Origin of the sequence: Nocardioides sp. (assembly GCA_037045645.1) — a bacterium.
Classification (GTDB): domain Bacteria; phylum Actinomycetota; class Actinomycetes; order Propionibacteriales; family Nocardioidaceae; genus Nocardioides.
Genome location: JBAOIH010000001.1, coordinates 1299263 through 1319296 on the forward strand (window position 1 = coordinate 1299263; position 20034 = coordinate 1319296).

At 66.9% G+C, this 20034-nt stretch carries 17 protein-coding genes, 1 pseudogene and 1 other annotated feature; of the genes and pseudogenes, 10 read left to right on the forward strand and 8 right to left on the reverse strand.

Translation table 11 applies throughout. From position 1 onward, the window contains the following. Window positions 1–14: 14 nt before the first annotated feature. From dxs to V9G04_06410, 6 genes are all read left to right on the forward strand, one after another. Window positions 15–1910, forward strand: a complete 1896-nt coding sequence (dxs, locus tag V9G04_06385; protein ID MEI2712921.1) for a 1-deoxy-D-xylulose-5-phosphate synthase — start codon at window positions 15–17, stop codon at window positions 1908–1910. Between the two features lie 45 nt (window positions 1911–1955). Continuing rightward, window positions 1956–3440, forward strand: a complete 1485-nt coding sequence (locus V9G04_06390) for an amino acid permease (protein ID MEI2712922.1) — start codon at window positions 1956–1958, stop codon at window positions 3438–3440. A gap of 42 nt (window positions 3441–3482) precedes the next feature. Next, complete coding sequence (locus V9G04_06395; protein MEI2712923.1) at window positions 3483–4433, forward strand: PAC2 family protein; 951 nt, start codon at window positions 3483–3485, stop codon at window positions 4431–4433. Next, window positions 4433–5290, forward strand: coding sequence for an acyl-CoA thioesterase II (locus V9G04_06400; GenBank protein MEI2712924.1), 858 nt, complete (start codon window positions 4433–4435; stop codon window positions 5288–5290). The genes V9G04_06395 and V9G04_06400 overlap by 1 nt, the downstream gene beginning before the upstream one ends. A 134-nt stretch (window positions 5291–5424) precedes the next feature. Next, window positions 5425–6096: a M23 family metallopeptidase gene (locus V9G04_06405; GenBank protein ID MEI2712925.1), complete on the forward strand. Its 672-nt coding sequence runs from the start codon at window positions 5425–5427 to the stop codon at window positions 6094–6096. Next, window positions 6047–6658, forward strand: coding sequence for a VCBS repeat-containing protein (locus V9G04_06410; protein ID MEI2712926.1), 612 nt, complete (start codon window positions 6047–6049; stop codon window positions 6656–6658). The genes V9G04_06405 and V9G04_06410 overlap by 50 nt, the downstream gene beginning before the upstream one ends. 21 nt (window positions 6659–6679) lie before the next feature. Here V9G04_06410 and V9G04_06415 read toward each other — a convergent pair whose 3' ends face one another. Further along, entirely contained in the window at window positions 6680–7555 is an 876-nt protein-coding gene (locus tag V9G04_06415) for a MaoC/PaaZ C-terminal domain-containing protein (GenBank protein MEI2712927.1), read from the reverse strand. A gap of 2 nt (window positions 7556–7557) precedes the next feature. Then, on the reverse strand, window positions 7558–8907 hold the full coding sequence (locus V9G04_06420; protein ID MEI2712928.1) for a 3-oxoacyl-ACP reductase: 1350 nt from the start codon (window positions 8905–8907) through the stop codon (window positions 7558–7560). A gap of 53 nt (window positions 8908–8960) precedes the next feature. On the opposite strand from V9G04_06420, the gene V9G04_06425 reads away from it, so the two are divergent. Beyond that, complete coding sequence (locus V9G04_06425) at window positions 8961–10241, forward strand: acetyl-CoA C-acetyltransferase (protein ID MEI2712929.1); 1281 nt, start codon at window positions 8961–8963, stop codon at window positions 10239–10241. Window positions 10242–10264: 23 nt separating this feature from the next. On the opposite strand, the gene V9G04_06430 is transcribed toward V9G04_06425, so the two are convergent. Then, window positions 10265–10810, reverse strand: a complete 546-nt coding sequence (locus tag V9G04_06430) for a hypothetical protein (GenBank protein ID MEI2712930.1) — start codon at window positions 10808–10810, stop codon at window positions 10265–10267. On the opposite strand from V9G04_06430, the gene V9G04_06435 reads away from it, so the two are divergent. Next, window positions 10809–12049 (forward strand): IS3 family transposase gene (locus V9G04_06435; protein MEI2712931.1). Its coding sequence is split into 2 segments (ribosomal slippage): window positions 10809–11091 and window positions 11091–12049, totalling 1242 coding nucleotides; the frame shifts between segments, so codons are not numbered across the junction. The genes V9G04_06430 and V9G04_06435 overlap by 2 nt on opposite strands. After that, window positions 11090–11218, forward strand: a sequence feature (AL1L pseudoknot). It overlaps the preceding gene by 129 nt. Here V9G04_06435 and V9G04_06440 read toward each other — a convergent pair. From V9G04_06440 to kynA, 4 genes are all read right to left on the reverse strand, one after another. Continuing rightward, window positions 12013–12285, reverse strand: coding sequence for a helix-turn-helix domain-containing protein (locus V9G04_06440; protein ID MEI2712932.1), 273 nt, complete (start codon window positions 12283–12285; stop codon window positions 12013–12015). The two genes, V9G04_06435 and V9G04_06440, sit on opposite strands and share 37 nt — an antisense overlap. A 62-nt stretch (window positions 12286–12347) precedes the next feature. Beyond that, window positions 12348–13880, reverse strand: coding sequence for an ATP-dependent DNA ligase (locus tag V9G04_06445; protein MEI2712933.1), 1533 nt, complete (start codon window positions 13878–13880; stop codon window positions 12348–12350). A gap of 2 nt (window positions 13881–13882) precedes the next feature. Further along, complete coding sequence (locus tag V9G04_06450; GenBank protein ID MEI2712934.1) at window positions 13883–14656, reverse strand: enoyl-CoA hydratase/isomerase family protein; 774 nt, start codon at window positions 14654–14656, stop codon at window positions 13883–13885. Between the two features lie 45 nt (window positions 14657–14701). Further along, window positions 14702–15556, reverse strand: a complete 855-nt coding sequence (gene kynA / locus V9G04_06455) for a tryptophan 2,3-dioxygenase (GenBank protein ID MEI2712935.1) — start codon at window positions 15554–15556, stop codon at window positions 14702–14704. A gap of 40 nt (window positions 15557–15596) precedes the next feature. Between kynA and V9G04_06460 the strand changes: the two genes are divergently transcribed. Beyond that, entirely contained in the window at window positions 15597–16505 is a 909-nt protein-coding gene (locus tag V9G04_06460) for a DNA-3-methyladenine glycosylase 2 family protein (GenBank protein ID MEI2712936.1), read from the forward strand. 11 nt (window positions 16506–16516) lie between these two features. Here the strand turns inward: V9G04_06460 and V9G04_06465 are convergent, their stop codons facing one another. Then, window positions 16517–17353 carry a phospholipase D-like domain-containing protein gene (locus V9G04_06465; GenBank protein ID MEI2712937.1) on the reverse strand — a complete coding sequence of 279 codons (837 nt, stop codon included), beginning with the start codon at window positions 17351–17353 and terminating at the stop codon, window positions 16517–16519. A 551-nt stretch (window positions 17354–17904) separates the two neighbouring features. Here V9G04_06465 and uvrB point away from each other — a divergent pair. Further along, window positions 17905–20034, forward strand: a pseudogene (gene uvrB / locus V9G04_06470) (excinuclease ABC subunit UvrB).

The window sequence follows — 20034 nt, forward strand, 5'->3', positions numbered from 1 at the left end:
TAGACTTTCGCGCCATGGGCCAACTTGCGTCGATCACCGGTCCACGCGATCTGCGTGGGCTCTCCGGCGACCAGTTGACGGCACTTGCCGCCGAGATCCGCGACACCCTGGTCACCACCGTCGCTCGCACAGGTGGACACCTGGGACCGAACCTCGGCGTGGTCGAATTGACCCTGGCCATCCACCGGGTCTTCGACTCCCCTCGGGATCGAATCGTGCTCGACACCGGCCACCAGTCCTATGTCCACAAACTGCTCACCGGCCGCTATCAGGACTTCTCCACCTTGCGTCAAGAGGGCGGCGTCAGCGGCTATCCCAGCCAAGCCGAATCCGAGCACGACATCGTCGAGAACTCCCACGCGTCGACCGCGTTGTCGTACGCCGACGGCCTGGCCAAGGCGTACGCCGTGCGCGGCGAGGACCGCCACGTCGTGGCCGTGATCGGTGACGGCGCGCTCACCGGCGGCATGGCCTGGGAGGCGCTCAACAACATCGCGATCGCCAAGGACAGCCGCCTGGTGATCGTGGTCAACGACAACGAACGGTCCTACACGCCGACCATCGGCGGTCTGGCCACGGCGCTGACGACGCTGCGCACCAACCCGCGCTATGAGCAGGTGCTCGACACGGTCAAGCGCCGCCTGAACGCGGTGCCCGGGGTCGGACCCGCGGCCTATGACGCGCTGCACGCCATGAAGAAGGGCATGAAGGACGCGCTCGCGCCGCAGGGCCTCTTCGAGGACCTCGGCCTGAAGTACGTCGGTCCGGTCGACGGCCACGACCTTGCCGCGATGGAGCAGGTGCTCACCCAGGCCAAGCGCTTCAACGGCCCCGTGATCGTGCACGCGTTGACCAAGAAGGGCTTCGGGTACGACGCCGCGATGCTCCACGAGGCCGACCAGTTCCACAGCCCCAGGCCTTTCGACATCGAGACGGGTGAGGAGTTCCCGACCGGTCGGATCTGGACCGACGTCTTCGCCGAGGAGATGGTGGCGATCGGTCGTCGTCGACCAGACGTCGTGGCCATCACCGCCGCGATGATGCACCCCGTCGGCCTGCACCACTTCCAGGCCGCGTTCCCACGCCGTACGTTCGACGTCGGCATCGCCGAGCAGCACGCGGCCACGTCCGCAGCCGGGCTCGCCATGGGTGGACTGCACCCGGTGGTGGCGATCTATGCGACGTTCCTCAACCGTGCCTTCGACCAGGTGCTGATGGATGTCGCGCTGCACAAGTGCGGTGTGACGTTCGTGCTCGACCGTGCCGGTGTGACCGGTGACGACGGGGCGAGCCACAACGGCATGTGGGACATGTCGATCATGCAGGTCGTTCCCGGTCTTCGGATCGCCGCGCCGCGTGATGCCGCGCGGCTTCGCGAACTGCTCGGCGAGGCGGTCGAAGTCGCCGATGCGCCGACGGTCGTACGGTTCCCCAAGGGGCCGCCGCCCGAGGACATCGAGGCCGTGAGCAAGGCGGGTGGCTGCGACGTGCTGATGCGGCAGGGCACCAAGGACGTGCTGCTCGTCGGGGTCGGTTCGATGGCCGAGACCGCCGTTGATGTCGGACAGCGGTTGGCCGACCAGGGCATCGGGTGCACCGTCGTCGACCCGCGCTGGGTCAAGCCGGTCGACCCCGCGCTGGTCGATCTCGCCCGCGACCACCGCCTGGTCGTGCACCTGGAGGACAACGGCATCGCCGGGGGCTGTGGTGCGGCGCTGCTGCAGACCCTCAACGCCGAGGACGTCACCACTCCCGTACGCCTGCACGGTGTCCCACAGGAGTTCTTGGACCACGCCAAGCGCGCGGCGATCCTGGAACGCATCGGTCTGACCGCGCAGTCGATCGCCCGTGGCATCGTCGAAGAACTGGCCACCGCCGGGGTCGAAACCGGTCAGCCTGTCCGCAGTTGAGGGGCCGGCCTGGCGCACCGATTGGTAACCCCTAAAGTCAGCGGAATGGACGTCTTCCGCACCAAATCGATCGAACACTCCCTGGCGGATACCGAAGACCCGGAGTTCAAACTCAAGCGCAGCCTGACCGCGCTGGACCTCACGCTTTTCGGTATCGGCGTGATCATCGGTGCGGGCATCTTCACGCTGACCGGCAAGGTGGCCCACGCGTACGCCGGTCCTGCCGTGGTGTTCTCCTTCGTGATCGCCGCGTTGTGCTGCGCACTGGCGGCACTGTGCTACGCCGAGTTCGCCTCGACCGTGCCGGTCTCCGGCTCGGCCTACACGTTCTCGTACGCCACCATGGGCGAGTTGATCGCGTGGATCATCGGCTGGGATCTGATCTTGGAGTTGCTCCTGGGCGCCTCGGTCGTGGCGCAGGGCTGGGCGTCGTACTTCGAACTGTTCCTGAGCGAGATCGGCATCACCTGGCCCGAGCACCTGGGCTATGGCGACACCTTCAACCTGGCTGCCTTCCTGCTGGTCGTCGTCCTCACGATCCTCGTGGCGGTCGGCATCAAGGAGTCGATGCGCGTCAATCTGGTCCTGGTCGCGATCAAGCTCTTCATCGTGCTCTTCGTGATCTTCGCCGGCCTGGCCTACATCAACACCGACAACTACACGCCCTTCGTGCCGAAGTCCGAACCCGGTCAGACCGCGAACGGCTGGCTGCACACTCCGCTCCTGCAGATCGTCACCGGAGCCCCGAGCGTCTTCGGAGTGGCAGGCGTGATGTTCGCGGCCTCGTTGGTCTTCTTCGCCTATATCGGCTTCGACGTGGTCGCCACCACGGCCGAGGAGGCGGCCAACCCGCAGAAGGACCTGCCCAAGGGCATCATCTGGTCGCTGGTGATCTGCACGATCCTCTATATGGCCGTCGCGCTGGTCATCACCGGGATGGTCAACTACAAGGACATCAACCCCGATGCGGCCCTCGCTTCAGCCTTCGTGGATCAGGGCAAGGACGGGTACGCCACCTTGATCTCCACCGGTGCCGTGGCCGGTCTGACCACGGTGGTGATGACGCTGATCATCGGCGCCACGCGGGTGCTGTTCGCGATGAGCCGCGACGGGCTGCTCCCGGTCCGTTTCGGACACGTGAACGCCAAGACCGGCACCCCGGTGGCGATCACGCTGGTGATCGGCACGCTGGTGGCGCTGGTGGCGTCCCTGACACCGATCGGCAAGCTCGAAGAGATGGTCAATATCGGGACGCTCTCGGCGTTCGCGCTGGTCTCGATCGCGGTCCCGATCCTGCGCAAGCGTCGCCCCGACCTGGAGCGCTCGTTCCGGGTGCCGTTGTCACCGTGGCTGCCCTGGGCGTCGGCGGCGATCTGCGTCTTCTTGATGTTGAACCTCACGGCCGAGACCTGGCTGCGATTCCTGATCTGGATGGCTCTGGGCTTCTTGATCTACTTCCTCTTCGGTTACCGCCACAGCCGCGTCGGCAAGGGGGAGGGGATCCCGGCTCACGACTACTCGGTCGGCTGAGTCCCAGGTTCGTCGCGCTCCGAGCGCCACTAGGCTGGGCGGGTGAGTAATCGCCTCGTGCACATCGTCGACGACGTCCCCGCGCTGGACGATCTGCCCGATCTGTCCCTGATTGTTGCGCTGCACGGATTCCTCGACGCGGGCAATGCCGCCAACGCCGCCTGTGACCACCTGGAGAGCGTCTCGGACGGTCACCACGACTCCGGCAAGGTCGTCGCGACCTTCGATGTGGACCAGTTGCACGACTATCGCGCGCGCCGGCCCGCGATGACCTTCAGCCGCGACCACTACGAGGACTACGACGCCCCGCGTCTGGTCTGCCGACTGCAACGCGACACGGCCGGCACCCCCTACCTGTTGTTGCGCGGCCCCGAGCCGGACAACCGCTGGGAGGGCTTTTGCGAAGCCGTACGCGAGGTCGTACGCCGCTTCGACGTGACTCGCGTGGTCAGCATCGGCGCGGTGCCGATGGCCGTCCCGCACACCCGCCCGATCGCGATCACCCCGCACGGCAACCGCCCCGAGTTGATCACCACCCCCTCGCCGTGGCAGAGCGAGTTGCGCATCCCGTCCAGCGCACAGGCGTTGCTCGAATTGCGGCTGGGGGACTGGGGGCACGATGCACTCGGCTATGTCGCGCACGTCCCGCACTACCTGGCGCAACTCGACTATCCGGTGGCGGCATTGGCGCTGGTCGAGCATCTCGAACGCGGTGCCCGCCTGACCGTGGATCTGAGTGACCTGCGCGCTGTCGGCGAGGAACGCGAGGCCGAGATCGCGCGCTATCTGGCGGCCAACGAGGAGGTGGAGGAGGTCGTACGCGCCTTGGAACAGCAGTACGACACCTTCCGCGAGGCCGAGGAGTCGGGTCGCAGTCTGCTCGCCAGCGACGAACCGTTGCCGACCGGGGACGAGATCGGGCGTCAGTTCGAGCAGTTCCTGGCTGGCCTCGAAGAGCCGGGTGACGCCACCGACGACTCCTGGGAGCGCTGATGTCGGGCTCTGCGGCCGAACTGCTGGCGCTGCTCGACCTCGAAACGCTGGACACCAACCTCTTCCGCGGTCGGCAACCGCAGACCGACCGTCAGCGGGTCTTCGGTGGCCAGGTGGCCGCGCAGGCGCTGGTGGCGGGCGTACGCACGGTCGACCCGGCGTACACCGTCCACTCGCTGCACTCGTACTTCCTGCGCCCCGGCGACCACGCGGTGCCGATCATCTACGACGTGGACCCGTTGCGTGACGGGCGTTCGTTCGCCACCCGCCGCGTGGTGGCGCGCCAACACGGACGGCCGATCTATTACCAGACCGCCAACTTCCAAAAGGTCGAGGTAGGGCTCGACCACCAGGAGCCGATGCCGGACGTACGTCCGCCCGAACAGTCGGTCGACATCAGCAGTCTGGTGCGCCAACGCGGCCCGGGAGAGGCTGCGGAGTTCGCGCGCGAATGGGGCGGTCTCGACGTGCGCTACGTCGGCACCTCCAGACTCGGGCTGCCCGAGGACCCGGCACATCCCGCGCGGGTCCAGGTGTGGATCCGGGTCAATGGCGACCTGGGGGACGATCCGCTGCACCACCAGGCGGCGTTCACCTACGCCAGCGATCTCACCTTGCTGGGGGCGAGTCTGGTGCCGCACGACCTCTACATCTCGTCCCCGGGCGTGCGCGCCGCGTCGCTGGACCACACCATCTGGTTCCACCGTCCCTTCCGCCCCGACCGGTGGTGGCTCTACGACCAGGTCTCGCCGACTGCGGTCAGTGGGCGTGGTCTGGCGCTGGCCAGGGTGTTCAGCCAGGACGGGATCCTGGTCGCCACGGTCGCGCAAGAGGGCTTGATCCGAGTAGTCGACTAGCATTACAACGCTGTTATTCGTGACAAGACACGCCGTCATGTGGTTTATTTCTGTGACTTTTGTGGCGTGAGTGCACCTGCGTGACTGATGAGAACGCGCACCGGCCCCGATGAGCGAAGCGGAAGGGTGTGCGAATGCGGGAGCGAGCGTGGGCTCGAAGGGCATGGCTCGGTGCGGTGCTGGCGCTGGCCGCATCCTCGTGGGCGATGCCGCAGGCGGTGGCAGGGGAGATCGCTGCCAAGAGGCGGATCGCGGGCTTCTATCAGATGCCGTTCCCGTGTGCGGAGTCGTGGACCGGCAGTACCCGGCGTGGTCATTCCCCCAGCGGATGGTCGATCGACTGGAACCGTCCCGGCGACGTCGACGACCTCGTGGTGGCATCGGCTCCCGGCACGGTCAGGGTCGCCAACGCCACCAGCCGCCGCGGATACGGCTACTACGTCGAGATCTCCCATGCGGGCGGAGAATCAACCCTGTACGCACACCTCAACTCCGTCGCCGTCACCGCGGGACAATATGTCGACCAAGGCACCGTCCTCGGCACGGTCGGAGCCACCGGCAACGCCACCGGCGCGCACCTGCACTATGAGCAGCGTACGAGAGCCGGCGTCGCCCCGGCCGTGTTCGCCGGGCGTGCTTTCAGCTATGGCAGCACCCAGACGTCCAGCAACTGCGTCGACGTCCCCTTCGCGGCCAACTTCGAGGGCAGCGCCGCCGCCGAGGCTCGGGTTCTTCCGCCGCAAAGGCCGTTTCCAGGTGCGTACGAGTGCCGGCAGGGTGCGCTATGTCTTCGGCGGCACCGGTGACCAGCCCGTCGTGGGTGACTGGGACGGTGATGGCCTGGCCAACGTCGGAGTGCGAAGGGGAGTGGAGGGCCTGTTCTATCTCAGCACGCCGCAGGGCGGTCGGGTCATCCCTCTCGGAGTGCCCAGTGATCGACCGATCGCGGGCGATTGGAACGGCGACGGCCGCTTCGATGTGGGTGTGCACCGAGGCTCGACCGGCCAGTTCTTCCTGCGCGCCGAAGACGGCACCCTCACCACGGTGTCGCTCGGGGACGCCGATGACATGGCGGTGACCGGCGACTGGAACGGCGATGGCATCACCGATCTGGGGGTCTTCGACCCGGGCACAGCCACCTTCACGCTGCGGCTCAACCACGGGGGAAGTGACTGGTTCGCCTACGTCTCCTACGGTGCTGCGGGAGACCTGCCGGTCGTCGGGGACTGGGACGGAAACGGCGTCACCGACCTCGGTGTCTGGAGACCGCGAGAGGCCCGACTGCATCAGCGGATCGCGCCCTCTCCGCGCGCCCCGCTGCGGCGCGAGCGCGTACTCCCGCTCGGGGAGCCGCGCCCGACGCTATAACGCGTTCACGCAGGAACGCGTTCACGCAGGGGTCGCGATGCCGACCAGATGCGGTGCGCCGTCCCTCGGGTTGGCCAGGGCGAACGCGAGATCGGCTCCGTCGCGACGCTGGCCGAAACCGACGGTGCCGGGCAGCAGGATCGGCTTCTTGAAGGCCACGTCCACCTGGACCGCGTCGGGCAGCCTGTTCTCGACGGCTGCCACGCAGCGCGCCAGGCTCCACATGCCGTGGGCGATCTGACGCGGGAAGCCCAGCGCCTTCGCGGTGAGCGGATAGAGGTGGATCGGGTTGTGATCACCCGATACCGCGGCGTACGACCGTCCGAGGTCGGCCGGGAGTTGCCACTGGATCGTGGCCTCGGGGGCCTCGGGCACGGCCAGGCCCGCCGGGGCACTATCGTCGCCGCGACCAAGGCGCAGATAGGTCGACGTCGACTCCCACACCGTCTCGTCCTCGGACTGCACGCTGGCGTGGAAGTCCACCATCCGGCCCTTGGCGTGAGCGCGCTCCGGGCCGGTCCGGACGGTCACGTTGAGACGCTCGTGCAGGCCGATCGGTCGCGTCGCCTTGATGGAGTTCTCCAGATGCACCGTGCCGATGGCCGGATAGGGGAAGTCCGGGCTCGTCATGATCGCCATGTGCAGAGGGAACGCCAGCATGTGCGGATAGGTCAGCGGCAGCGTCTCCTTGCGAGGGAACTCGCACACCCGGGCGTACGCCGCGACGTGCTGGGGATCGACCGCGACCTTGGGCCGCGTGAAGGCCAAGCCCTCCGGGCCGTCCCCGGTCTTGCGGATCCCGGGCAGTTGGTTGACCAGCGGCAGTGAGGGCAGGGCCGCCCGGAGGAGTCCGGCAAGCCCGGACACGCCGCCTTCGAACACGGTGGGTTCGGTCATGCTCACGCTCCCAGCATCATCTGGCCGCACACCCGCACCACGTTGCCCGTGACTGCGCTGGAGGCCGGGTTGGCGTACCACGCGATCGTCTCGGCGACGTCGACAGGCTGACCTCCCTGGCTCATCGCGTTCAGGCGGCGCCCGACCTCGCGGGTGGCGAAGGGCACAGCCGCGGTCATCTTGGTCTCGATGAAGCCCGGGGCGACTGCGTTGATCGTGATCCCGTCCGCGAGGTCGCCGGCGAGCGCGTCGACCAGGCCGATCACTCCGGCCTTGGACGCGGCGTAGTTGGTCTGTCCCACGTTGCCCGCGATGCCAGCGATCGAGGCCACACCGACAATCGAGCCGTTGGCGTTGACGAGGCCCTGATCGAGGAGTTCGCGGGTGATCAGTTCCGGCGCGGTGAGGTTGACCGCGATCACGGAGTCCCACCGCGCCTCGTCCATGTTGGCCAACTTCTTGTCGCGGGTGATGCCCGCGTTGTGTACCACGACATCGACCCCGCCGTGCTTGTGCTTCACGTGCTGAGCGATCCGCTGGGGCGCGTCCTTCGCCGTGATGTCGAGCGTGAGGTGGTCGCCGTCGAGTTCGGTCATCAGGTCGAGCAGCTCGCTGGCCGCCTGGGGTACGTCGATGCCGAGCACGGTGGCGCCGTCGCGGTGCAGCACTCGGGCGATCTGCTCGCCGATGCCGCGCGAGGCGCCCGTCACGAGGGCGACCTTGCCGGCCAGCGGCTGGTGCCAGTCCGCGACCGTGGGTGCCTTCGGGGTCTGCGCGCCGACCCGGATCACCTGGCCGGAGACGTACGCCGACTTGGGGGACAGCAAGAACGCCAGCGTGCTCGTGGCGGCGCCCTCGGCGCCGGGCGCGACGTAGACCAACTGCGCCGTGGTGCCGCGTCCGGCCTCCTTGCCCAGCGAGCGGGTGAAGCCTTCGAGCGCGCGCTGGGCGATCCGCTCGGAACCGGCGACCAGCTCGGGTGGGGTGCCTAGTACGACGAGGCGTGAGCACGGTTCGAGGCTGCGCATCAGGGGCGTGAAGAAGTCGCGCAGGCCCGCGAGGTCACCGCTGGAGGTGAAGGACGTGGCGTCGAAGACCAGGCCCTTGAACTTGGTGGGCTCGTCAGCGGTGAGCGCGTCGTGCGGCGCCGCGTCCGAGGCGATGCCGAGGGTGTCGAGCAGCCCGGGCAGGGACTCGGCCAGACGGCCGGTGCCACCGAGTCCGACGATGCCGTCGACCAGCGGGTCGCCCGCGGTGTAGCGATCCAGTGGCATCGGGTTGGGGAGGCCGAGGTTCTTGACGAGGAGCTTGCCGAGGGCCGAGCCGGTGAAGTCTGCGTAGAAGTCGCTCATGGTGTGGTGCACGTCCTTTTGTCGTTTGCTACTCACGGGTAATGATAGGTCCCATGGAATCCAAGACCCGACGCGTGGCCGTCCTCGGCGGCAACCGCACCCCCTTCGCCCGCTCCAACGGCGCCTATGCCGACGCTTCGAACCAGGAGATGCTTACCGCGGCCCTCGACGGCCTCGCGGCTCGTTTCGACCTGGCCGGTGAGCGGATCGGCGAGGTCAACGCGGGCGCGGTGCTCAAGCACGCGCGCGACTTCAACCTCACGCGTGAGTCCGTTCTCGGCTCTCGGCTCAGCCCCGAGACCCCGGCGGTCGATATCCAACAGGCTTGCGGGACCGGGTTGCAGGCGACCATCCAGATCGCCAACAAGATCGCGCTCGGCGTGATCGACTCCGGGATCGCCGGCGGCACCGACACGACCTCCGACGCCCCCGTCGCGATCAGCGACCGGCTGCGCAAGAAGCTGATGAAGGTCAACACCGCACGCGACACCGCCGCACGCCTGAAGGCACTGGGCAACATCCGGCCCGGCGACATCGGCCTGGAGATCCCGCAGAACGGGGAACCGCGTACGAAACTCTCCATGGGTGAGCACGCCGCCCTCACCGCACTGCTGTGGCAGGTCGGTCGAGAAGAGCAGGACGAACTCGCCGCGACGTCGCACCAGAGGCTCGCCGCCTCGTACGAAGCGGGTTTCCACGACGACCTGATCACCCCCTTCCGCGGTCTGGAGCGCGACAACAACCTGCGCCCCGATTCGACCGCAGAGGCGCTGTCGAAGTTGAAGCCGGTCTTCGGCAAGGGCTCGGCGGCGACGATGACCGCCGGCAACTCCACGCCGCTGACCGACGGCGCCTCCACCGTCCTCCTCGGGTCCGAGGACTGGGCCAAGGAGCGCGGCATCGAGCCGCTGGCGTACTTCGTCGACGGCGAGACGGCTGCAGTCGACTACGTCCACGGCGACGAGGGCCTGCTGATGGCCCCGGCGTACGCGGTGCCGCGGATGCTGGCTCGCAACGGGCTGTCGCTGCAGGACTTCGACTACTACGAGATCCACGAGGCATTCGCCTCGCAGGTGCTCTCCACGCTCAAGGCCTGGGAGGACCCGGTGTTCTGCCAGGAGCGCCTGGGCCTGGATTCACCCTTGGGCGCCGTCGACCGATCCAAGCTCAACGTCTGCGGTTCGTCGCTGGCGGCGGGGCACCCGTTCGCCGCCACCGGCGGTCGCATCGTTGCGGTGCTCGCCAAACTGCTCGCCGAACGCGGCTCCGGTCGCGGCCTGATCTCGGTCTGTGCGGCCGGCGGCCAGGGCGTCGTCGCCATCCTCGAGCGCTGAGCGCAGTGTCGTTGCGCCGGCTCTCAGTTGTCCTCGAAAGGACGGGTGAAGGCCAGCGCGACGGCCACGAGGTGGCGGCGCACGTCATCAGCGGTCAGGGGTCCGATTTCGGGCAGTTTCTCGTGACCCGATTTGACCAGGATGCCGACGCGAGCCAACTGCACGGCGCCCAACCCGCTCGCGTAGAGCAGGTTGGCTGTCAGGGTCGTGTCCTTGATGAAGAACTCGCCCCGTGCGACGCCATGGTCCAAGGTGTCGATCACCGTCTGGAGTGCTTCGGCGATCGAGACACCGAGCTTGAACATCACGTGCTCGGAGATCTCCCCGAACAGTTCCTCGCCTGTGCGGCGCATCAAGGTGAGCGCGCAGTCGACGAAGGCGGGGTAGGCCAGCGAGTAGTCGACGAACGCGTCGGTCAGCGCCTGGACCTTCTCGTACGGGTCGTCGCTGGTGCTCGAGGCCGCCTCCAAAGCGGCGCGCAGTTCTCCGAGGTAGCCGCACAAGGTCAAGGCGAAGTGAACCGCCCCGGCATGTCCGGAGAGCTGATTCGTTGGAAGGATCACTCTCATGGCACGTCCCTCGAGGTACCCGACCGAGCTGCGTGAGCGCGCAGTGCGGATGGTGATGGAGTCCAGGCGGGACTATCCGCACGAGTCCGCCGTGATCAGGTCGGTCGCGGCGAAGCTGGGCATCACCTCTACTGAATCGCTGCGTAAGTGGCTGCGGCAGGCCGAGATCGACGGCGGTGTCCGCGTCGGCAAGTCCAGCGAGGAGATCGCTGAGATCAAGGCGTTGAAGAAAGAGGTCGCCGAACTGCGGCGGGCGAACGAGATCTTGAAGAGCGCTTCGGCTTTCTTCGCGGCGGAGCTCGACCGCCCCAACAGGTTCTGATCGACTACATCGAGGACCACAAGGTGGAGTTCGGGGTCGAGCCGATCTGCCGCGTGCTCAGTGAGCACGGGATCAAGATCGCTCCGTCCACCTACTACGAGGCTCGCTCACGCCGGCCTTCCAAGCAGCAGATCCGCGACGCGGAGCTGGTCGAGATCATGGTCGCCGAGCGCAACCGGCAGAAGCTGGTCGCGCGGTTTGGTGCACGCAAGATGTGGCTGCACCTGCGCGGACGGGGCCATGACGTCGCTCGATGCACCGTCGAGCGGCTCTACCGTGAACAACGCTGGGTCGGGGCGCTACGTCTGAAGAAGTTCCGGACCACCATCGGCGACCCGGCCGCCGAGCGACCACTGGACCTGGTCGATCGGCAGTTCTGGGCGAGCAGGCCCAACCAGCTATGGGTCGCCGACTTCACATATGTCGCGACCTGGTCAGGCACTGTCTACGTCGCCTTCATCTTCGACGTCTTCAGCCGTCGGATCGTGGGCTGGCGGGCCGCCACGCGGATGACGACCGACCTGGTGCTCGACACCCTTGAGCATGCGATCTGGACCCGCCAGCAGGCCGGTGTCACCGACCTTTCCGGCCTCATCCATCACACCGATGCAGGGTCTCAATACGTCAGCTTTGCCTTCACCCAGCGCCTCGTCGACGAGGGGGTCGACCCCTCAGTCGGGTCTGTTGGCGATGCCTATGACAACGCCCTCGCCGAGTCCCAGATCGGGCTCTACAAAGCCGAACTCATACGTCCTGAAGGTCCCTGGCGCGGCGTCGAACACGTCGAACTAGAGACCCTGAACTGGGTCGACTTCTTCAACAACGAGCGCCCTCACGAGGCGCTCTCCGACCTCACGCCCATGGCGGCCGAGGAACTGCACTACGCTGCAAGAAACGAGCTCACGCCAACCGGCTGAGCCACCAAACCCAGCCTCCGGACTCGCCGGGGCGGTTCAAAGAGTTCTTCCTTGCCGGTGAAGTGGCGATAGACCAGGGCGCGGTTGATGCCGACCTCGTTGGCGATGTCCTCGATCTGAGCCTCACCCATGCCACGTTGGTCGAAAAGGCGGCGAGTCGCATCGAGTAGCGCGCGTTCGCGCTCCTTGCGTCGGGTCGCCGCAGCGACTCTTCGACCATCAGTAGGAGGAGGCATGTCGGCAATCGTAGCGATCCACGTCACATGCGTGTCACATGTGTGACAACACTTCGGTCAATTCAGGAGAAGTGCGCCTTCACTTCAGCCAGGGTGTCGGCCTCGTCCGCGCTCTTGTCATACCGGTAGCCCACGACGCGCGCGAACCGCAACGCGATGCCGCCGGGGTAGCGCGTCGAGGTCTGGATCCCGTCCAGGGCGATCTCGACCACCTGCTCCGGACGCACGTGCACCACATAACTGTCGTGCATGGCCCCGGGGTCGAGTGCCAGCTCGGTGAACCGCTCGGTCTGCCACGCCAGCATCTCGTCGGTCATGCCCTTGAACGTCTTTCCGACCGTCGCAAAGCCACTCGCCGAGTGTGGATCGCGGGCTCCGAGGTGGATGTTGGAGAGCAGGCCCGTGCGCCGACCACTGCCCCATTCGACCGCCAGCACGACCAGGTCGAAGGTGTGCACCGGTTTGACCTTGACCCAGGCGGCGCCGCGGCGACTGGCGGCGTAGGGCGCGTTCAGGTTCTTCACGACGACACCCTCGTGACCGTCGCGCAGTGCCGCCGCCGCGAACTCCTCGGCAGCGACCGGATCCGCCGTGACGAGTCTGGGTACGCGCAGCGGCTCGGGCACCACATCGGCCAACGCGGCAGCGCGTACGCTCGCGGGCTCGTCGAGCAGGTCGGTGCCGTCCACGTGCAGGAGGTCGAAGAAGTAGGGGAGCAGCGCGTGCTCGCCAGGTGTCGCGCTCGCCTGGGCTGAGAGTGCCGCGGTCTCCTGGAAGGGACGGGGACGCCCCTGATCGGTCAGCGCGAGCGCCTCGCCGTCGAGGATCAGTCGGTGAGGGGCTAGCGAGCGTACGGCGGCCACCACCTCCGGCACCCGCGCGGTGATGTCATCGAGGCTGCGGGTGGCGACGAGCACGTCATCACCGTCCTTGTGCACCTGCACGCGGATGCCGTCGAGCTTGACGTCGATCGCGACCTCACCGCCGCCGGCCTTGGCCATCGCGGTCGAGACGTCGGAGGCCGCCGAGGCCAACATCGGCAGGACCGGAGTGCCGACCGACAAGCCGATCTGCTCCAGAGCCGCCGCGCCTCCCGTGGCAGCAGCCTGCGCGATCTCGACGGTGCCGCCCGCGAGCATGGCGGCCCGTCGGACGAGAGCCAACGGGATCGTCAGCGCCTGCGCGAGCCCCTCCTGGACCAACGAATCCAGCGCACCTTGGCGGACGGCCCCGGTAATGACCCCGCGCAACCAGGACTGTTCGTCGACGGTCGCGGCACCGAAGAGGGCGGCCATCGCGTCGTTTCGAGCACGCTGTGAGCCCGGCCCGCTGAGCTGCGCGATCGAGTCGAACGCCTCGTGTACGGCCGACACCGTGAGGCTGGGCTCGACCGCCGCAGGTGCTTCCAGGCTGGCGCCGCGCCAGCCGACACCCGTACGACGCTGGCGCAGCGAGCCCGCCAGGAAGGACGCCACGACCGCGATCTCCGTCGGTGCCGAGGCGCGCAACGTGTCGGCGATCAGCGCGGCCTTCTCCTTGCGTGATCGGGTCGCCGCCAGCGCGGCGCTGGTGTCGACGACTCGGGAGAGCAGCACGATCAGGGCAACCAGCGGAAGTCGGGACTACGTTTCTCCAGGAACGCCTGGCGCCCTTCCGCCGGGTCGGCACTGGACTCCAAGACGTGATGCCAGTGCTCGTTGAGTGCCTCGGGCACCGCCCCGTACGCCCCGATGGCCTCGATCTGTGCCTTCGAGCCGACTTGGGTGAGCAGGGAGCGTTGGGTCAATGTGGCGAGGAGTTCGTCGAGGCGCGCCTGGGCAGCGTCGGCCGGGAGCAGTTCGTCGATCAGGCCGATCCGGAGGGCGCGGGTGGCCTCGATGATCTCACCGGTGAACAGCAGATGTTTGGCCGCAGACGGGCCGATGAGTCGGGTCACCCGCTCCAAAGCGTACGCCGGGTAGAGGATGCCCAGTCGTGCCGGAGTGATCCCGAAGACCGAGCCCTCCGCGGCGATCCGCAGGTCGCAGCAGCTTGCCAGTTCGGCGCCGCCGCCGATGCAGGAGCCGGTGATGTAGGCGACCGTGGGTTTGGGGAAGGTCGCCAGCCCTTCGTCGGCGTGCCGGTTCGCCACGTGGTACTCCCGCAGCGACATCTCGCCCAGGCCGCCGATGTCGGCACCGGCGCAGAAGTGATCACCGACTCCTCGCAAGACCAGCACGCGTACGGCATCGTTGTCGGCGAGGTCGTGGGCGATGTCCCCGATCCCACGCCACATCGCGTTGGTGACGGCATTGCGTTTTGCCGGGCGATTGAGCCAGAGCGTGGCCACCCCGTCGCGGATCTCAACTTTGAGTTCGGTGTCATCGGTCACGGACAGCATTGTGTCCGACGGGTCGGCCAGGTGCCCGATCGTGGGTCAACGGCCGATCTGGGTGCGTACCTCGAACAACTCGGGGAAGAAGGTCAGGTCGAGGGCACGACGCAAGAAGTCGACCCCGCTTGAGCCGCCCGTCCCCGTCTTGTAACCGATCGTGCGCTGGACGACCTGCAGGTGCCGGAAGCGCCACTGCTGGAAGTTGTCCTCCACGTCGACGAGCTCCTCGCACGTCTCGTAGACGCCCCAGTGCTGGGCAGGCTCGGCGTAGACCGAGGCGAAGACGTCGACCAGGTCGGGGTTGCAGGTGTACGGCTGGCTGAAGTCGCGCTTCAGTACCGCCGACGGGATGGCATACCCGCGCCGGGACAGATAGGCGAGGAACTCGTCGTAGAGCGAAGGTTCGTGCAACAAGGTGGCCAGACGATGCTGGTTGTCGGGCTCGTGGGCGAACACCTTAACCATGTCGGCGTTCTTGTTGCCGAGCAGGAACTCGACCTCGCGATATTGGGCGGACTGGAAACCGGACGAGGTCGCCAGGAACGGGCGAAGTTCGGCGTACTCCGAGGGTGTCATCGTCGCCAGCACCGACCACTGGTCGGTCAGCGAGTGCTGAATGTGCTTGACCCGGGCCAGCCGTTTGAGGGCCGGCGAGAACTCGTCGATGGCGATCAATGCACGCGCCGAACGGATCTCGTGGACCATCAGTTTGAGCCAGAGCTCGGAGGTCTGATGCTGGATGATGAAGAGCAACTCGTCGTGCAGTGGGGGATCGGATTGGGGGTGCTGGGCCGACAGCAGCCGGTCCAGGCACAGGTAGTCGCCGTACGACATCGACGCGGTGAAGTCGCGTTGGATGCCCTCTTCGAGGTCGCGCTTGCTCTTCTCGTCCGCCACCCCGCCACGGTAGCCGGTCGGTTCGTCTACCGTCGCGACCATGGAGAAGGTGCGACGCTGGCGGCCGGACTGGCCGTGCCCGGTGGCGCGCATCGTGACCCAGCAACGTCGCGGGACAGGTGACCCGACCTTCCGCGTCGAGGCATCCGGCGCGTTGCGGCGTGGACTGCGTACGCCGGTCGGCACCGCGGCGTTGAAGATCACCGTCGAGAGCACCGAGGTGGTCGGCACGGCCTGGGGCGATGGCGCCGAGTGGGCGCTCGACGCGTTGCCCGCTCTCTGCGGTGCGCTCGACGACCCGAGCGGCTTCACCCCGCACCACGAGGCGGTCGCCCAAGGATGGCGAAGGCATCCCCATCTGCGGCTCGGCCGCACCGGCCTGGTGATGGAAGCCCTGGTGCCGAGCATCCTGGAGCAGAAAGTCACCGGCAAACAGGCATTCGGCGCGTTCCGGCAGTTGGTCACCCGTCACGGCGAGCGCGCCCCCGGTCCGTACGCGGACCTCTTCGTCCAGCCGTCGCCTCAAGCCATTGCGCAGATCCCGTCCTGGGAGTGGCTCAAACTCCAGGTCGACCCGGTGCGGTCGAAGACACTGGTGGGCGCCTGCCGGCGCGCCGTCGCGTTGGAGCGGGTCGCCGTGCTGGAGGATGCCGAGGAGGTCGATCGCCGGTTGCGCTCGTTGCCGGGCATCGGCGTGTGGACGGCCGCCGAAGTACGTCAACGTGCCCTCGGGGACGCCGACGCGGTCAGTTTCGGGGACTACCACCTGGCCCACCACGTGGGCTGGGCACTGTTCGGCCACGACATCGACGACACCCGACTGGCCGAGGTGCTGGAGTGTTATCGGCCTCAGCGCGGGCGTGCGGCCACGATGGCAGTGCTGGGGGGACAGGCTCGGCCGCGGCGAGGTCCACGGATGAGCGTGCCGACACACCTGCCGACGTGGTGAAGCACCTCGGTTCAGAGCAGTGGACGCAGCGGGCCGAGCACCAGTTCGGTGAACTTGCGGTGCAGGTCGCGCGCCTCCCACTCGCTGACCCCCAACTCCAGACAGTTGGTCTCGTCGGTGCGGAAGATGTCCTCCATCTTCGCCGCCATGCTCGTGTCGATGATCTCCATGTTGATCTCGTAGTTGCCCTGCAACGAGAGGCGGTCGATGTTGGCAGTGCCGACGGTCGACCAGTTGCCGTCGATGGTGGCGGTCTTGGCGTGCACCATCGCGTCCTTATAGCGCAGGATCCGTACGCCCGAGTTGAGCAGTTGGCTGAAGTATCCGCGGGAGAGCCAGTCGGCCACGATGTGGTTTGACTTCAACGGCAGCAGGATGCGTACGTCCACGCCACGCTGTGCGGCGTCGCGCAGCGCGTCGACGAAGTCCTGGTCGGGGATGAAGTACGCCTGGGTCATCCAGATGTTCTTGGTCGCCCGATTGATCGCTTCGAGATACATCGACCGAATCGGGAACATCCACAGGCGCGGGATGTTGCGATGCAGCCGGATCCGGGGCTCCCACACGCTGGGGGTCTCCAACAGCAGGGGTCGCTCGCTGCGGCCCAGACGACGACGGCAATAGAGATTCCAGAAGTCGGCGAACGCTCGCTTGAGATCCCACACGGCCGGCCCGGTGACGCGTACGTGTGTGTCGCGCCATTCGGTGGCGTAGGCCGTCCCGATGTTGTAACCGCCGATGAACCCGACCTCTTCGTCGACCACCAACAACTTGCGGTGATCGCGGCCATAGCGGCTGATCTTCCAGAAGCGCACAGCCAGCCGTTGTAGACGGGGATATCGCAACACCTTGACCTCGGGCGGGAAAGTGCAAGAAGGCCGGGGAGACCACCAGGTTGGCGAAGGCGTCGTAGATGACATAGACGTCGACGCCGCGGTCGGGCTGCCTTGATCAGTTCGGTCTTGAAGCGTTCGCCGACCTCGTCGCCCTTCCAGATGTAGGTCTCCAGCAGGATCTGGCGTCTGGCCGCCTCGGATGGCCGCCAGCATGTCGTCGTAGAGGTCCTGACCGTACGTGTAGGTCGTCACCGTGCCGTCGGCATCGCCGACCTTGACCGAGCGTGGGGTGAGTCACCGGGAAGGGACTCGGGCTTCTTGCCGCGACGGCGATAGGAGTCGACCAGGGTCAGTCGCCACTGCCAGGGCGAGCTGGGACGCCGAAGACGCGCGAGCAAGAGGCGCCGCAGGATCGTCAGGATGCGTCCTGAGTCACGCTGCCACAGGATAGCCAGACGGGGGCGCGTACGATCCCGCGGACTCTCGCGCGCGACGCGGTGGCGGGGCGCGGGTCGGGGAATGTCCGTGGTCGCGATCGTACGCTCGGTCAGACATGCGACCCGATCACCGATCTCGAACGCCGCGTTGGCGCCCTTCGAGCGTGCATCTCGGACTACCAGCCCAGCGGTGACCAGCCGGCGGCGATCGACGAGATCACCGAGCGGCTCAAGGCAGTGGTGAGAAGGACGTCGTGCTGCTCGGCGCGACCGGCACCGGCAAGACCGCGACGGTCGCGTGGGTCGCCGAGCAGGTGCAGCGCCCGATCCTGGTGCTGCAGCCCAACAAGACGCTGGCTGCGCAGTTCGCCAACGAGTTGCGCGAACTCTTCCCCGACAACGCGGTCGAATACTTCGTCTCCTACTACGACTACTACCAACCCGAGGCGTACGTCCCACAGACCGACACCTATATCGAGAAGGACTCCTCGATCAACGAGGAGGTGGAGCGGCTGCGGCACTCGGCCACCAACTCGCTGCTGACCCGGCGCGACACGATCGTGGTGTCGACCGTCTCGTGCATCTACGGCCTGGGCACCCCGCAGGAGTACGTCGACCGGATGCTTCGACTCAAGGTGGGCGAGGAGCTCGACCGCGACTCGGTGCTGCGACGGTTGGTGGAGATCCAGTACACCCGCAACGACATGGCGTTCACCCGCGGCACCTTCCGGGTGCGCGGCGACACGTTGGAGATCTTCCCGGTCTACGAGGAGTTGGCGATCCGGGTCGAGTTCTTCGGCGACGAGATCGAGCGGCTGATGATGCTGCACCCGATTACCGGCGAGGTGCTGACCGACGACCAGGAGTTGTACGTCTTCCCGGCCACCCACTACGTCGCGGGTCCGGAGCGAATGGAGCGCGCGATCCGCGGGATCGAGGCCGAACTCGAGGAGCAGCTGGCCGTCTTCGAGAGCCAGGGCAAGCTGCTGGAGGCACAACGGCTGCGGATGCGCACCACCTACGACATCGAGATGATGCGTCAGGTCGGGTCGTGCTCGGGGATCGAGAACTACTCGATGCACATGGACGGGCGTACCCGCGGCAGCGCGCCCAACTGCCTGCTCGACTACTTCCCGGAGGACTATCTGCTGGTCGTCGACGAGTCCCACGTCGCGGTGCCGCAGGTGGGCGGCATGTACGAGGGCGACATGTCGCGCAAGCGCAACCTGGTCGAGCACGGCTTCCGGTTGCCCAGTGCGATGGACAACCGGCCGCTGCGGTGGGAGGAGTTCCTGGATCGGATCGGCCAGACCATCTACCTCAGCGCGACCCCCGGCAACTACGAACTCGATCGACATCGGCGGTGCCGACGAATGCGGTCGAGCAGATCATCCGCCCCACCGGTCTGATCGACCCCGAGGTGATCGTCAAGCCGACCAAGGGGCAGATCGACGATCTGATCCACGAGATCCGAGTCCGTACGGAGCAAGAACGAGCGAGTGCTGGTCACGACGCTGACCAAGAAGATGTCGGAGGATCTCACCGACTACCTGCTCGACGCGGGCATCCGCACCCGCTACCTGCACTCCGAGGTGGACACCCTCAAGCGGATCGAACTCCTGCGTGATCTGCGACTGGGGGAGTACGACGTGCTGGTCGGGATCAACCTGCTGCGTGAGGGTCTGGACCTGCCCGAGGTGTCATTGGTGTCGATCCTGGATGCCGACAAGGAGGGCTTTCTGCGCTCGGACAAGTCACTGATCCAGACGATCGGTCGCGCGGCGCGCAACGTGTCGGGTCAGGTGCACATGTATGCCGACAAGATCACCGCGTCGATGGCAGCCGCGATCGATGAGACCAACCGGCGCCGCGCCAAGCAGGTCGCCTACAACACCGAGCACGGGATCGACCCGACACCCGCTGCGCAAGAAGATCGCCGACATCACCGAGATGCTCGCTCGTGAGGACGAGACCACCAAGGAACTGCTCCAGACCTGGGCCGACGTGGGGCAGAAGGGTCGCGCGGGTGGTGTGAAGCCGGGCAGGCAGCCGGTGCCGACCTTGGGACAGATGCACGAGCGGATGCCCGACACCGCCGGCATCCCGTCGGCAGACCTCGCGGAGTTGATCCAGGGTCTGACCGACCAGATGAAGTCCGCCGCAGCCGAGTTGCAGTTCGAGGTCGCGGCGCGGCTTCGTGACGAAGTGAACGAGTTGAAGAAAGAACTGCGCCAGATGATGGCTGCGACAAAGTGA